The sequence below is a fragment of the Pseudomonas sp. SDO52101_S400 genome, assembly GCF_054071635.1.
Genome location: NZ_JBSVWF010000011.1, coordinates 18,926 through 33,428, shown reverse-complemented (window position 1 = coordinate 33,428; position 14,503 = coordinate 18,926). Strand labels below are relative to the sequence as shown.

Sequence of the window (14,503 nt, the reverse complement as noted above, 5' to 3'; positions counted from 1 at the left end):
TGAAAGCCTTCTTTTACGGGCCTTTCAAACCGTGCAGCAGCGCTCCGCACCTTCGCCACGCCCGGAAGGAGAAACCCATGGGACAGCGTACGCCTCTGTATGACCTGCATCTCGCCCTCGGCGCGAAGATGGTCGATTTTGGCGGTTGGGACATGCCACTGCATTACGGCTCGCAGGTCGAGGAGCACCACGAGGTGCGTCGCGATTGCGGGGTGTTCGATGTTTCCCACATGACCGTGATCGATGTCGCCGGCCACCAGGCCAAGGCCTGGCTCCAGCATTTGCTGGCCAACGATGTCGAACGCCTGCACAGCCCCGGCCGTGCGTTGTACAGCACCATGCTCAATGAGCGCGGCGGCATAGTCGACGACATGATCGTCTATCGTCTCGAGGACTGTTACCGACTGGTGGTCAACGCGTCGACCCGCGATCAGGACCTGGCGTGGATGCAGGCGCAACTCGCCGGCTTCGACGTGCAGCTGCATGAGCGTACGGATCTTGCGATGCTCGCCATTCAAGGCCCCCATGCCCGGCACAAGATTGCCGAACTGGTGACCCAGTCCCGCGCCAATCTGATCCAGATGCTCAAGCCTTTCGAAGGCCACGTCGACGGTGACTGGTTCATTGCGCGGACCGGCTACACCGGTGAAGACGGTCTGGAAATCGCCCTGCCGGCCGATCAGGCCCCCGGATTTTTCAACGATCTGGTGGGCGCCGGCATTTCCCCGATCGGCCTTGGCGCTCGCGACACCTTGCGGGTGGAAGCCGGGATGAACCTCTACGGTCAGGACATTCATCAGGATGTTTCGCCACTGGCTTCGAACATGGCCTGGAGCATTGCCTGGGAACCGGCCACGCGTCGGTTCATCGGTCGTGATGCGCTGGAAGCGGAAAAAACCACCGGCGTGCAGCACAAACTGGTGGGGCTGGTGCTTGAGGAACGCGGGGTTTTGCGTGCGCATCAGGTGGTTCGTATCGCTGATGTTGGCGAAGGAGAGATCACCAGTGGTAGTTTCTCTCCTACGCTTAGCAAGTCGATTGCCCTGGCGCGTGTACCGATGGCGACTGCCGACCGCGCCGAAGTGGAAATCCGTGGCAAGTGGTATCCGGTACGAGTGGTCAAACCGACCTTCGTCCGTCACGGCAAAACCTTGATCTAACCTTTTCCGGCGGGCACGACCGCTGACAATTTCTTGAGGACACCGAGCATGAGCAACATCCCAGCCGAACTGCGTTTTGCCGAAAGTCATGAATGGGCGCGCCTGGAAGCCGATGGCACCGTCACCGTGGGCATCAGCGATCACGCGCAGGAAGCGCTGGGTGATGTGGTGTTCGTTGAACTGGCCGAAGTGGGCAAGGTTTTCGCGGCCGGTGATGCTGCCGGTGTTGTCGAGTCGGTTAAGGCCGCTTCCGACATCTACTCCCCGGTCGGCGGTGAAGTGATCGCGGTCAACGAAGAGCTGGCCGATTCGCCGGAAGAACTGAACAACGATCCGTACGCCGCCTGGATCTTCAAGCTCAAGCCAAGCGACAAGACCGAGCTGGACAAGCTGCTCGACGCTGCCGCCTACAAGGCCGCCATCGGCGAATAAGCTTCAGGCAACACCGCAAAGCCCCGATCCGTCGGGGCTTTTTTGTGGCCGCAGCTTTCTATTGCGCGGCTCAGGCGTTGCCCAGTACCGCTTTGACCGCCGCCACCGAGCGCTCGACATCTGCCTTGGTCATGGTGGTGAACATCGGCAGGGACACGATCAGCCGCCCGACGCGCTCGGCCACCGGCAACATGCCTTCCTTGAAACCGCGCTCGCGGTACAGGCTCAGCAAATGGATTGGCGGGTAGTGATAGCCGATGCCGATGCCCAGCGCTTGCATCTGCTCCATGAACGTGGCCCGTGCCGGCAGGCCGTCCTGGCGCTCCGGCAACACCAGCTGGAACAGGTGCCAGTTGCTGTTGGTGAAGTCGGCTGGCGGCAGTTGCGCGCCGTACGTGGCTTCAAAGTCATCGCCAAAGCATTTGAAGTAATGGCGAGCCAGTTCCTGACGATGGGCCGTCAGGGCTTCAATGTGAGCGAACTGGCCGAGGCCGATGGTCGCTGCGACGTCGGTCATGTTGAACTTGCCGCCCAATACATCGACATCCAGCCCGTCGAACCCGTTACGGGTGACGCCTTGCAGGCGATATTTCTCTGCCAGACGCGCTTCCTCGGGCGTGTTCAGCACCAGGCACCCGCCCTCGGAGCAGGTCACGTTCTTGTTGGCCTGAAAGCTGAACGACACGAAATCGCCGGTAGCGCCGATGCGCTGGCCGTTCCAGCTCGAACCGAGTGCCTGCGCGGCATCTTCGACGATGCGCAGGTTGTGCTTTTTGGCGATGGCGTACAGGCGCTCCATGTCCACCGGCAGCCCGGCGAGATAGACCGGGATGACAGCTTTGGTGCGCGGAGTGATGGCCGCTTCCAGTTTATCCAGGTCGATGTTGCGGGTGACCGGATCGATGTCGGCAAACACCGGTGTGGCGCCCACCTCAAGAATCACGTTGGCCGTGGCCACCCAGGAAATCGGCGTGGTGATCACTTCGTCCCCCGGCCCGATGCCGGCGATGCGCAAGGCGATTTCCATGGTGCAGGTGCCGGAGTTGAACGTGCGTACCGGACGTCCGCCGAAATATTCCGACAGTTGCGCCTCGAAGGCCTGAACCTTCGGCCCGCTGGTGATCCAGCCGGAACGCAGGACATCACCGACGGCGGCAATGGTGGCTTCATCGATGACAGGTTTGGAAAACGGCAGAAACGGCAGTTGGCTCATGAGGATTCGATCATCCAAGGGTTGGGCACGTGTTGCAGGTGCCACAGCATGCCCCGTTCGACCACCCGCCGCCAAGCCGTCCGCGACGGTATCCACTGCTATGCTGGTTTGACCGTGTTGCATTGACGCCGAGCCGCCAGCCAAGAGAGAGCCCGTCATGTCCCAGTTGCCATCCTTGAGCCAGTTACGCGACCCCCTTGCCTTCCTTCGCCGTCACCTCGGTCCCGATGCCGCCGAGCAGCAGGCCATGCTCGACAGCCTGGGCCTGGGCAGCCGGATCGAACTGATCGAACAGACCGTCCCGCCTGCCATACGCCTCAATCGCGAACTGGAGCTGCCGCCGGCGCTGGACGAGCAGGCTGCGCTGGCGAAACTGCGCGGGTATGCCGAGCAGAACCAGGTCTGGACCAGCCTGATCGGCATGGGTTACCACGGCACCCTCACGCCGACGGTCATTTTGCGCAACGTGCTGGAAAATCCCGGCTGGTACACCGCGTACACGCCGTATCAACCGGAGATCGCCCAGGGCCGGCTCGAAGCGTTGCTCAATTTCCAGCAGCTGACCATCGACCTCACCGGTCTTGAGCTGGCGAATGCCTCGTTGCTCGATGAAGCCACTGCGGCCGCCGAGGCCATGGCGTTGGCCAAACGTGTGGCGAAGTCGAAGAGCAATCTGTTTTTCGTCGACGAAAACTGTCATCCCCAGACGATTTCCGTGGTGCAGACCCGCGCCGAAGGCTTCGGCTTCGAGCTGATCGTCGACGCTGTGGATAACTTGAAGCAGCACCAGGTGTTCGGCGCGCTGCTGCAATATCCTGACACTCATGGCGAGATACGCGACTTGCGGCCGTTGATCGATCACCTGCATGCGCAACAGGCACTGGCCTGTGTAGCGGCTGACCTGCTGAGTCTGTTGTTGCTGACGCCACCCGGTGAACTGGGCGCCGATGTGGTGTTCGGCTCGTCCCAGCGCTTTGGTGTGCCGATGGGGTACGGCGGACCGCACGCAGCGTTTTTCGCCAGTCGCGAGGAGTACAAACGGGCGATCCCCGGGCGGATCATCGGCGTCTCGAAAGACGCGCGCGGCAACGTCGCGCTGCGCATGGCCCTGCAAACCCGCGAGCAGCATATTCGCCGGGAGAAGGCCAATTCGAACATCTGCACCGCCCAAGTGTTGTTAGCCAACATCGCCAGTTTTTATGCGGTCTATCACGGGCCGCAGGGGCTCAAGCGCATTGCCCAGCGGGTGCATCGGCTGACCTGCATCCTCGCTGCCGGCCTTGAGCGGCATGGCATCAAGCGCATCAACGAGCACTTTTTCGACACGTTGACCCTGGACGTCGGCGGCGCGCAGACCGCGATCATCGAAAGCGCTCAGGCCGCGCAGATCAACCTGCGCATTCTCGGTCGCGGCCACTTGGGGCTGAGTCTCGATGAAACCTGCGACGAGGGCACCGTCGGCAAACTGTTCGATGTGTTGCTGGGTGTCGATCATGGGTTGAATGTCGAGGAACTCGACGCCGAAGCGCTGGCATCCGGAATTCCTGACAAACTGCAACGCAGCTCGCCTTACCTGCGCCACCCGGTGTTCAACGCCCATCACAGCGAAACCGAGATGCTGCGCTACCTCAAGCAGCTGGAGAACAAGGATCTGGCGCTCAATCAGTCGATGATCCCGCTCGGCTCCTGCACCATGAAACTCAACGCCACCAGCGAAATGATCCCGATCACCTGGCCGCAGTTCGCCAACCTGCACCCGTTCGTCCCTCGGGAGCAGGCCGTCGGTTACACACTGATGATCGAAGAGCTGGAGCGCTGGTTGTGCGCGATCACCGGATTCGATGCGATCTGCATGCAGCCCAACTCCGGTGCCCAGGGCGAATACGCCGGGTTACTGGCGATCCGCAAATATCACGAGAGCCGCCAGCAGGGCGGACGTGATATCTGCCTGATCCCGTCTTCGGCCCACGGCACCAACCCGGCCTCGGCGCAGATGGCCGGCATGCAGGTGGTGATCGTCGAGTGCGACGAAGCGGGCAACGTCGATCTGGAGGATCTGAAAGCCAAGGCTTCCGAGGCGGGGGACAAGTTGTCGTGCCTGATGGCGACGTACCCGTCGACCCACGGCGTGTACGAAGAGGGCATCAGCGAAATCTGCGAAGTTATCCACAAGCACGGCGGTCAGGTGTACATGGACGGCGCCAACCTCAATGCCCAGGTCGGACTGGCGCGGCCGGCGGACATCGGCGCCGACGTATCGCACATGAACCTGCACAAGACCTTCTGCATTCCCCACGGCGGAGGCGGGCCGGGCATGGGGCCGATCGGCATTCGCGCGCATCTGGTGCCGTTCGTCGCCAATCACCCGGTGGTGCCGATCGACGGGCCGCAACCGCAGAACGGTGCGGTAAGTGCGGCGCCTTGGGGCAGCGCGAGCATTTTGCCGATCAGCTGGATGTACATCGCCATGATGGGGCCGCAACTGGCGGACGCCAGCGAAGTGGCGATCCTCGCGGCGAATTACCTGGCACGGCATCTGTCCGGCGCCTTTCCCGTGCTCTACACCGGGCGCAATGATCGGGTCGCCCATGAGTGCATTCTGGACCTGAGGCCGCTGAAGGCGCAGACCGGGATCAGTGAAGAAGACATCGCCAAGCGCCTGATGGATTACGGCTTCCATGCACCGACCATGTCATTCCCGGTGCCGGGCACTTTGATGGTCGAACCGACCGAGAGTGAGTCCAAGGCTGAACTGGACCGCTTCATCGGCGCCATGTTGAGCATCCGCGCTGAAATCACCGAAGTTCAAAATGGCAACTGGCCGGCCGAGGACAATCCACTCAAGCGGGCGCCGCATACGCTGGCCGATATCACCGGCGTCTGGGAGCGGCCTTACAGTATCGAGCAGGGTATTACGCCGGATGCGCACACCAAGGCGCACAAGTACTGGCCGGCAGTGAACCGGGTGGACAACGTCTACGGCGACCGCAACCTGTTCTGCGCGTGTGTGCCGGTAGACGATTACCGCTGATTGGCAGGCAAAAAAATGCCGCTCAAATGAGCGGCATTTTTGTGGGCGAAAGGTTTATTCCGAGGCCACGGCGTTTTTCGCCAGGATCGCGTTTGCCAGTTCCATGTCCGTCGCCTGCAGGCCCGGGTTGTCGGCGCGGACTTTCTGCATAGCGGCCTCCAGATACGGGCCACGGATACCTCCATCGCTGGCAACGAAACTGCCGGCGTCATCCTGGGCAGCGACGATCAGCTTGTGGTCCTTGAAGGTCAGGTACGTCGAGCCGGTAGTGGCACCGGACGAAATGACGTTACGCCAAAAGCTGTCGGCCATCGCTGAACCAACGGGAAGGGACAGCAGGGCGAGGGTGGCGACAGCAAGTTTGAGACGCATGATGGGTGACTCCACTGGTGTTGAATAACGGCTTGGATCGCCATTTCCTCGATCCGGTTCCGTGAAGGGCTATTTCTGCTCGCTCTGCGGCGTCACCCGCAGCACCTCCTCGATGGTCGTCAGCCCCGCCGCGACTTTCTGGGCGCCGGACAATCGCAGGCTGCGCATGCCCTCCTTGAAGGCCTGGCGCCGGAGCGCCGTCAAATCGGTATCGGGGCTGATCAACGCCTTGAGGCTGTCGGTCAGTTGCATGATTTCGTAGACCCCGGCGCGCCCGTGATATCCGGTGTCGCGGCACTCCAGGCAACCGATGGCCCGTTGTGCGTTGCCCGGCAGCGGGGCCTGCCACGGCCGGGTCAGGGTTTGCCAGTCTTCCTCACCGATGGGCAACGGCGCCTTGCAGTGCGGGCACAGCGTGCGCACCAGACGTTGGGCCATGACCCCGAGCACCGTGGCCTTGATCAGGTAATGCGGCACGCCGAGTTCCAGCAGGCGGCTGATGGCGCTCGGTGCGTCGTTGGTGTGCAGGGTCGACAGTACCAGGTGCCCGGTCAATGCGGCCTGGATCGCCATTTCGGCGGTTTCCAGGTCACGGATCTCGCCGATCATGATGATGTCCGGGTCTTGCCGCATCAGTGCCCGCACGCCGGCGGCGAAGGTCAGGTCGATATTGTGCTGCACCTGCATCTGGTTGAAGGCCGGCTCGACCATCTCGATCGGGTCCTCGATGGTGCAGAGGTTGATTTCCGGGGTCGCCAGTTTTTTCAGGGTGGTATAGAGCGTGGTGGTCTTGCCCGAACCGGTCGGCCCGGTGACGAGAATGATGCCGTTGGGCTGGCGGGTCATGTCCTGCCAGCGACGCAGATCGTCGGTGGAAAACCCCAACTGATCGAAATCCTTGAGCAGAACCTCCGGATCGAAGATCCGCATCACCATTTTCTCGCCGAACGCTGTGGGCAGCGTCGACAGGCGCAGCTCGACTTCGCCGCCGTCCGGGGTCTTGGTCTTGACCCGGCCGTCCTGGGGTTTGCGCTTCTCGGCGACATTCATTCTTCCGAGGCTTTTCAGGCGACTGACGATGGCCATCGTCACCTGCGGCGGGAACTGATAGACGTTGTGCAGTACGCCGTCGATGCGAAAACGCACCGTACCTTGCTCGCGACGTGGCTCGATGTGGATATCGCTGGCCCGCTGCTGGAAGGCGTACTGGAACAGCCAGTCGACGATGTTGACGATGTGCGCGTCGTTGGCGTCCGGCTCCTGATCGCTGGCGCCGAGGTTGAGCAGTTGTTCGAAATTACCGAGGTTGTTGCCCGGCTGGTCGGCGTTGCTGGCGCCGCTGACCGATTTGGCGAGACGAAAAAACTCGACGCTGAAGCGCTGAATGTCCACCGGGTTGGCGACGACCCGTTTGATCGGCAGTTTCAGCACGTGGGTCAGATCGGCTTCCCAGCCATTGACGTAGGGCTGGGCGCTGGCGACGGTCACTGCATCGCGGTCGACCGACACCGCAAGGATCTTGTGGCGCTGGGCGAAGGCGTAGGACATGAGCGGGGTGATGGCGGCGACGTTGATCTTCAGTGGATCGATCCGCAGGTACGGCTGGCCGGCCTGCTGCGCCAGCCACAGGGTCAGGCTTTCCAGGTCCAGGTGTTTGCCCGGACGGCTTAGGTCGTCCAGTTGCTGGCCGGCGATGAATTCCAGCGGGTGCACCTGCCCGTGGGTGGCATGGCGGCGACGCGCATTCAGCGCATGCTCGGCCGAGTCCTGGCTGATGAAGCCCTGGGCGACCAGTTCACGCAATACATCATTGAGATCCAGCCAGCGGTCCTGAGTGGCGAGTTGAACGGACATGCGGGCTCCTTTTGAACGACAGTTCGCAAAGGATAGTCGTGGCCCCGCAGACCGTTGGGCCACTACCCGACAAAGGCGTTTCCGCTTTTGTCAGCCAGCCGCCTGAGCCGGCGCATCCCACGCCGTATCGGGGTTTTGCAGGTTCACCGAGCAAACGCTGATCAGGTTACGAAGTTTTTCCGCGATCACCTGGGCGCGGTGCCAGCTCAGGCCGCTCATGACGATGTCGATCGACAGCAGATCATCCAGCCGCTGGACATTGACCTGTTCCGGGGTGAGGAACTGCAAGGCGAACAGGTTCAACACACGCACCAGCAAATCCGGCTCCGCCTCGGCCAGAATCTGGTACTGCGCGTGGCAATGGGCATTGCTGGCGTTCCACACATCGGCACGGGGCGCGGGGGTGTTGACGGCTTCGAGGTGTGGCATGGCAAGTCTCCGGAATCAGTGGAGGAATTTTTACATCCGATGCCGGGCATTTCTTGTCTAAGATGAGCTGGTTAGGCGATTGATAAGGTAGATCAATTCGCCATCTGCTGATTTTGAGGATTATTTATGCATAGTGAGCTGGACAGCTACGACCGACGCATTCTCGCCATGCTGCAAGAGGATGCTTCCTTGTCCAGCGCGCAGATCGCCGAACAAGTGGGCCTGTCGCAGTCGCCGTGCTGGCGGCGGATTCAGCGGATGAAGGAGGAGGGGATCATTCGCGGCCAGGTGACCTTGCTCGATCGCAAGAAAATCGGCCTGAACACGCAGATCTTCGCCGAAATCAAACTCAACGCCCACGGCCGTTCGAACTTCACCGAATTCACCGAGGCGATTCGCGGCTTTCCCGAAGTGCTGGAGTGTTACGTGCTGATGGGGGCGGTGGACTTTCTGTTGCGGATCGTCGCGGCGGACATCGAGGCGTATGAGCGCTTCTTCTTCGAGAAGCTGTCACTGGTGCCGGGGATTCAGGAAGTGAACTCGATTGTGGCGTTGTCGGAGATCAAGTCGACGACCAGTCTGCCGGTTTGAGGTGAGGTTGTTGGCCTCATCGCTGGCAAGCCAGCTCCCACAGTTGGAATGGATTTCCATGTGGGAGCGAGCCTGCTCGCGAAAGGGGTGTTACATGCGCAGCAGCATTTTCCAGGCGCGATTCTGGTAAACCGCAATTGCCTGATGCTTGCGCGCATCGAGCAGTTCATCGGTGATGGTCGGCTCGTTGGCCAGTTGCGCCAGTTTGTTCAGCTCGCCGTACAGACGATCCATTTCCGGGATATCCAGCACGTTGCGCGCGTGGTGCAGCCAGACCTGGATGCGCTCGATGCGCGGCAGTTGCTCGGCCAGATCTTCCGGCTGCTGCTGATAACGCTGCAATTGCAGCGAAGTGGCTTCTTCGCCCAGCAGGCGCGGCAACCAGCTGCTCAATTGCGCAGCGCCCTGGCGATTGCCACGGGTGTTGCGGTCGGCCGCCCAGGTGCGAGCCAGCAACCAGCGCGACGTGTTCAGCGAGAACAGGCCCCAGCGCGGGTCTTCCAGTTCTTCGAGGAACTGCTCCGGCGCGGCTTTGCGCACGTCTTCGTCTTCAATCCCGACTTGTACCAGCGGGCGCCAGTCTTCCAGCAAGGCATCCAGCGCCACGCGCAGGTCGTGGGTCGACTGACGCGGCGCGGCCTGGCCGAGGCTGCTGAGCAGGGCGCGCATTTCCGCGAGGTTCTCGACCCAGTCCTGCAGCAGGCGCCAGTGGCCGTTGAAACGATACTGTTCGGCCAGACGCTGGCTGCTGCCGAGCAAGTGCCAGCTCAGGGCGGCGAAGGCATCGTCCAGCGGGGTTTCAGCGGTGATGGCCGGTGCCGGCAGGCTCAGCGAGTAGCTGTTGGCGTCGTACAGGCGATAGCCGCGCTCGGCCTTGCTGATATCGCACGGCATCAGGGCCAGGGTTTCGGCCAGTTCAGCGGCCAGTTCCAGCAGCGCGGCCGGCTCGCCTTCGCGCAGTTCCAGCTCCAGCTCGCAGATTTCTTCTTTCTGTTTGCCGACGACCACGTGACCCAGGTCCAGTGCGGCTTCGATGACCACTTTGGTCTTGCCTCGGCCCCAGGCGATTTCGGCGCGCTCACGGACGAAATCGGTGGTGAAGATCGGCTTCAGGGTTTTCTTGTCCAGCTCGGCGAGGGACTCGGGCCAGCATTCGCCGTCGAGTTTCTTCACGTCGAGCTTGGCTTTGGGCAGGTTCCAGTCGTATTCGTTACGCTCGGACAGACCGGCAACGCTCTGGCCACGGGTCTTGAGGGTCTGAATCACTTCTTCGCCGTCCTTGCGCAGGCGCAGGGCAACCTTGGCCCGGGCCAGGTCACGCTCAGGCGTGTCGAAGTACTGATTCATCAACTCACGGCGTTCCCAGCCACTTTTGTTGCGTTTTTTCAGGAGAGGGTGCTCGCGCAGGGCGGCGAGGGTTTCGCGGCTGACGCGGAGTTTGATTTCGGTTTCTTTCTGCATGGCCGGAAAATCCAGGATCGGGAGCGCAGCCGGGGGAATGTGTGGCTGCCAAGGCCGTGCAGTGTACAGGACTCAAACTTCCTACGCCTTGCGGCGGTTTATTCTCGGCGCCGGATGGTTCTATGATGGACTTCAATCCGGGAGTTGGAGTCAGCGATGCCTTTGCCGTCCATGCAAGACCAGTTCGCTGCACTGATCGCCGTGCCGTCGGTCAGTTGCACCCAGCCGCGTCTCGATCAGTCCAACCGCGCGGTGATCGATCTGCTCGCGGGTTGGCTCGGCGACCTGGGCTTCAGCTGCGATATCCAGCAGGTCAGCCCCGGCAAATTCAATCTGCTCGCCAGTTTCGGCAGTGGCCCCGGCGGGCTGGTGCTGGCCGGGCACAGCGACACGGTGCCCTACGACGATGCGCTGTGGAAAACCGATCCGCTGAAACTCACAGAAGTCGATGGCCGCTGGGTTGGCCTCGGCAGTTGCGACATGAAGGGCTTTTTCGCCCTCATCATCGAAGCCGTGCAACCATTGCTCGACCAGCCGTTCAAGCAACCGCTGCTGATCCTCGCCACCTGCGATGAAGAAAGCTCGATGTCCGGCGCCCGGGCGCTGGCCGAGGCGGGGCGGCCGCTGGGCCGGGCGGCGGTGATCGGCGAGCCGACCGGGCTCAAGCCGATCCGCATGCACAAGGGCATCATGATGGAGCGCATCGACATCCTCGGGCAGAGTGGCCATTCGTCGGATCCGCGTCTGGGGCACAGCGCCCTCGAGGCAATGCACGACGCCATCGGTGAACTGCGCGGCCTTCGCCTGCTGTGGCAACGCGAATTCAATAACCCGCAATTCAGCGTGCCGCAGCCGACCATGAACTTCGGCTGCATCCATGGCGGCGACAACCCCAACCGCATCTGCGGCCAATGTTCGCTCGAGTTCGATCTGCGGCCGTTGCCGGGAATGGACCCGAAGGTTCTGCGGGCCGAGATCCTGCGCAAGCTCAACCCGGTCGCCGAACGCCATCAGGTGAAGATCGACTACGCACCGCTGTTCCCCGAAGTTCCGCCGTTCGAGCAGTCCGAGGACGCCGAGCTGGTGCGGATTGCCGAAAAACTCACCGGCCATACGGCCGAAGCGGTAGCGTTCGGCACCGAAGCGCCTTATCTTCAGCGCCTTGGCTGCGAAACCATTGTGCTCGGCCCCGGCGACATCGCCTGTGCGCATCAGCCGGACGAGTACCTTGAAATGTCACGTTTGCAGCCTACCGTGCATCTATTGCGGCAGTTGATCGAACATTACTGTCTCAAAGCTGTATAAATTGCCGTCCTGCCAACCCGTATTCATGAGGAGAGCGCGCGTGTCGCCAAGCCTGTTCCGACGATAACCACCAGCCCGCTGTGCGTTTTCCGTTTCGCCCTTTTTCCGGCTGCTATTTATTACAGGCCCAGGTTCATGCCCGAATACGTCAATTGGCTTCGTCACGCGTCCCCTTATATCAATGCCCACCGCGACTGCACCTTCGTCGTCATGCTGCCCGGCGACGGCGTTGAGCATCCGAATTTCGGCAACATCGTCCATGACATTGTGTTGCTGCACAGCCTCGGCGTGCGGCTGGTGCTGGTCCACGGTTCCCGCCCACAGATTGAAACCCGTCTCGCCGCCCGCGGCCTGACTCCGCATTACCACCACGGCATGCGCATCACCGATGCGGCGACGCTTGAATGCGTGATCGACGCGGTTGGCCAGTTGCGCATCGCCATCGAAGCGCGGTTGTCCATGGACATGGCCTCGTCGCCGATGCAGGGCTCGCGCCTGCGGGTGGCCAGCGGCAATCTGGTGACAGCGCGGCCGATCGGTGTGCTGGAAGGTGTCGACTATCACCACACCGGCGAAGTACGCCGGGTCGATCGCAAGGGTATCAACCGTCTGCTCGACGAGCGCTCCATCGTGCTGCTGTCGCCGCTGGGGTATTCGCCGACCGGCGAGATCTTCAACCTCGCCTGCGAAGACGTCGCTACTCGCGCCGCGATCGATCTGGGTGCCGACAAACTGCTGCTGTTCGGCGCCGACCTCGGCCTGATCGACGAAAACGGCAAACTGGTACGCGAACTGCGTCCGCAACAGGTGCCGGCGCATTTGCAGCGCCTGGGCAGCAACTATCAGGCGGAACTGCTGGATGCCGCCGCCGAAGCCTGCCGTGGCGGCGTAGCGCGTAGCCATATCGTCAGTTATGCCGAGGACGGCGCGCTGCTGACCGAACTGTTCACCCGTGACGGTGGCGGTACGCTGGTGGCCCAGGAGCAGTTCGAGCTGGTGCGCGAGGCGGCGATTGAAGACGTCGGCGGTCTGCTCGACCTGATCAGTCCGCTGGAGGAGCAAGGGATTCTGGTGCGCCGTTCCCGTGAAGTGCTGGAGCGGGAGATCGAGCAGTTCAGCGTGGTCGAGCGTGAAGGGATGATCATCGCCTGTGCGGCGCTGTATCAGATTGCCGATTCGGATGCCGGTGAGCTGGCGTGCCTGGCGGTGAACCCGGAATACCGCCATGGCGGTCGCGGCGACGAGTTGCTGGAGCGCATCGAGACTCGCGCCCGGGCGCAGGGCCTGAAGACTCTGTTCGTCCTCACCACCCGCACCGCCCACTGGTTCCGTGAGCGTGGCTTCGAACCGAGCAGCGTCGAGCGCCTGCCGGCGGCGCGGGCTTCTCTCTACAACTATCAGCGTAATTCGAAGATCTTCGAAAAGTCTCTGTGATGCGACACCCTCATCGCGAGCAGGCTCGCTCCCACAAAGGCTCACTGAGCCAGTGTGGGAGCTCGCCTGCTCGCGATAGCGTTTATTCGGTTACAAACTTCGCACTGACATAAGGCGAGTAGTCGGGCAGTACGCTTTCCACCTTGCCTTGTTCCTTCAGGAATTTCGCCGTTTCACCAATCGCCTTCGCCGTGCCGCCATCCAGCAGCGCAGTGGTCTGTTGCGCCTTGGCATCGGGGAAAGCCGAACCTGCCAGCAATTCCGGGACATCGGCGGCGTTGGCACCGGTCAGTTTGGCGATTTTCTGCACTGGCACCGAGTCGGCCGTCCAGCTGTCTTTATGGGCGGCATAGTCGGCGAACGAGTCCAGGGTCACCTTGGCGAATTTGGCCACGACTTCCGGGTGCTTCTCGGCAAAATCCTTGCGCGCTACCCAGACTTCGAAGGTCGGCGCGCCCCACTGGCCGACCTGCGCGGCATCGGTCAGGGTCTTGCCGGTCTTGCGGATCTCGCCCAGAGCAGGTGACCAGACAAAGGCGCCGTCGATGTCGCCGCGTTTCCAGGCCGCCGCGATTTCTGCGGGTTGCAGATTCACCACTTTGACTTTCGAGGTATCCAGGCCCCAGTGCTTGAGCGCACCTAGCAGGCTGTAGTGAGAGGTGGAGACAAACGGGGTGGCGATGGTCTTGCCGATCAGATCCTCGGGCTTGTTGATACCGCTGCCGTTGCGCACCACCAGCGCTTCGGCGGCATTGATCTGTGCCGAAACAATGAACGCGACAATTGGCAGATTGCGCGAAGCCGCAGCGGCCAGCGGGCTGGAACCGAGGTTGCCGATCTGCACGTCACCGGAGGCGATGGCTGTCACTACTTCCGGGCCACTGTTGAATCGGCGCCAGTCGATTTTCTCGCCAATCGTCTTCTCGTAAACGCCATCGGCCTGAGGGACTTTGCTTGGATCGATACCGGTCTGGTAGCCGACAGTGAGGCTGGAAGCATGGACAGAAAAAGAAATCAGCGCTGACACACAAACTGTAACAAATTGACTAGATAGTGCGCGTTTGGCCATGATGGCGTCGCCTTTTCGATAGGGTTTGACGAATCGGGGTTTCGCCAAAGCTAAACGATCTAAAAAAAGGCTAATAAATACCATTTAGGAATGAGCTTAGTCGCCGATACGCTGTATCCCGGTACAGATGGCCACTACAGAGCTATATATCC

The 14,503-nt window shown here is 61.6% G+C and carries 12 protein-coding genes; 6 read left to right on the top strand and 6 right to left on the bottom strand.

Annotation, left to right across the window (positions count from 1 at the left end):
- Window positions 1-77: 77 nt before the first annotated feature.
- Window positions 78-1,160, top strand: coding sequence for a glycine cleavage system aminomethyltransferase GcvT (gene gcvT, locus ACW9HX_RS07765; protein ID WP_457380141.1), 1,083 nt, complete (start codon window positions 78-80; stop codon window positions 1,158-1,160).
- A gap of 48 nt (window positions 1,161-1,208) precedes the next feature.
- On the top strand, window positions 1,209-1,592 hold the full coding sequence (gcvH, locus tag ACW9HX_RS07760; RefSeq protein WP_457380140.1) for a glycine cleavage system protein GcvH: 384 nt from the start codon (window positions 1,209-1,211) through the stop codon (window positions 1,590-1,592).
- A gap of 70 nt (window positions 1,593-1,662) precedes the next feature.
- Here the strand turns inward: gcvH and ACW9HX_RS07755 are convergent, their stop codons facing one another.
- Complete coding sequence (locus ACW9HX_RS07755) at window positions 1,663-2,805, bottom strand: DegT/DnrJ/EryC1/StrS family aminotransferase (protein ID WP_457380139.1); 1,143 nt, start codon at window positions 2,803-2,805, stop codon at window positions 1,663-1,665.
- A 157-nt stretch (window positions 2,806-2,962) separates the two neighbouring features.
- On the opposite strand from ACW9HX_RS07755, the gene gcvP reads away from it, so the two are divergent.
- Window positions 2,963-5,836: an aminomethyl-transferring glycine dehydrogenase gene (gene gcvP, locus ACW9HX_RS07750; RefSeq protein ID WP_457380138.1), complete on the top strand. Its 2,874-nt coding sequence runs from the start codon at window positions 2,963-2,965 to the stop codon at window positions 5,834-5,836.
- Between the two features lie 54 nt (window positions 5,837-5,890).
- On the opposite strand, the gene ACW9HX_RS07745 is transcribed toward gcvP, so the two are convergent.
- The 3 genes from ACW9HX_RS07745 to ACW9HX_RS07735 all read right to left on the bottom strand — a co-directional run bounded on the left by ACW9HX_RS07745 (window position 5,891) and on the right by ACW9HX_RS07735 (window position 8,491).
- Complete coding sequence (locus ACW9HX_RS07745) at window positions 5,891-6,211, bottom strand: DUF2388 domain-containing protein (protein WP_169843014.1); 321 nt, start codon at window positions 6,209-6,211, stop codon at window positions 5,891-5,893.
- Between the two features lie 66 nt (window positions 6,212-6,277).
- Window positions 6,278-8,062 carry a GspE/PulE family protein gene (locus ACW9HX_RS07740; protein WP_457380137.1) on the bottom strand — a complete coding sequence of 595 codons (1,785 nt, stop codon included), beginning with the start codon at window positions 8,060-8,062 and terminating at the stop codon, window positions 6,278-6,280.
- Window positions 8,063-8,152: 90 nt separating this feature from the next.
- Window positions 8,153-8,491, bottom strand: a complete 339-nt coding sequence (locus tag ACW9HX_RS07735) for a hypothetical protein (RefSeq protein WP_457380136.1) — start codon at window positions 8,489-8,491, stop codon at window positions 8,153-8,155.
- Window positions 8,492-8,617: 126 nt separating this feature from the next.
- Between ACW9HX_RS07735 and ACW9HX_RS07730 the strand changes: the two genes are divergently transcribed.
- Entirely contained in the window at window positions 8,618-9,082 is a 465-nt protein-coding gene (locus ACW9HX_RS07730; protein ID WP_457380135.1) for an Lrp/AsnC family transcriptional regulator, read from the top strand.
- 90 nt (window positions 9,083-9,172) lie between these two features.
- Here ACW9HX_RS07730 and ACW9HX_RS07725 read toward each other — a convergent pair whose 3' ends face one another.
- A complete protein-coding gene (locus tag ACW9HX_RS07725) occupies window positions 9,173-10,543 on the bottom strand; it encodes a CYTH domain-containing protein (RefSeq protein WP_457380134.1) in 1,371 nt (456 codons plus the stop codon).
- A gap of 156 nt (window positions 10,544-10,699) precedes the next feature.
- On the opposite strand from ACW9HX_RS07725, the gene argE reads away from it, so the two are divergent.
- On the top strand, window positions 10,700-11,848 hold the full coding sequence (argE, locus tag ACW9HX_RS07720; RefSeq protein ID WP_457380133.1) for an acetylornithine deacetylase: 1,149 nt from the start codon (window positions 10,700-10,702) through the stop codon (window positions 11,846-11,848).
- 135 nt (window positions 11,849-11,983) lie between these two features.
- Window positions 11,984-13,282, top strand: coding sequence for an amino-acid N-acetyltransferase (gene argA, locus ACW9HX_RS07715; RefSeq protein ID WP_007951778.1), 1,299 nt, complete (start codon window positions 11,984-11,986; stop codon window positions 13,280-13,282).
- A gap of 82 nt (window positions 13,283-13,364) precedes the next feature.
- Here argA and tauA read toward each other — a convergent pair whose 3' ends face one another.
- Entirely contained in the window at window positions 13,365-14,354 is a 990-nt protein-coding gene (gene tauA, locus ACW9HX_RS07710; protein ID WP_457380200.1) for a taurine ABC transporter substrate-binding protein, read from the bottom strand.
- Window positions 14,355-14,503 lie beyond the last annotated feature (149 nt).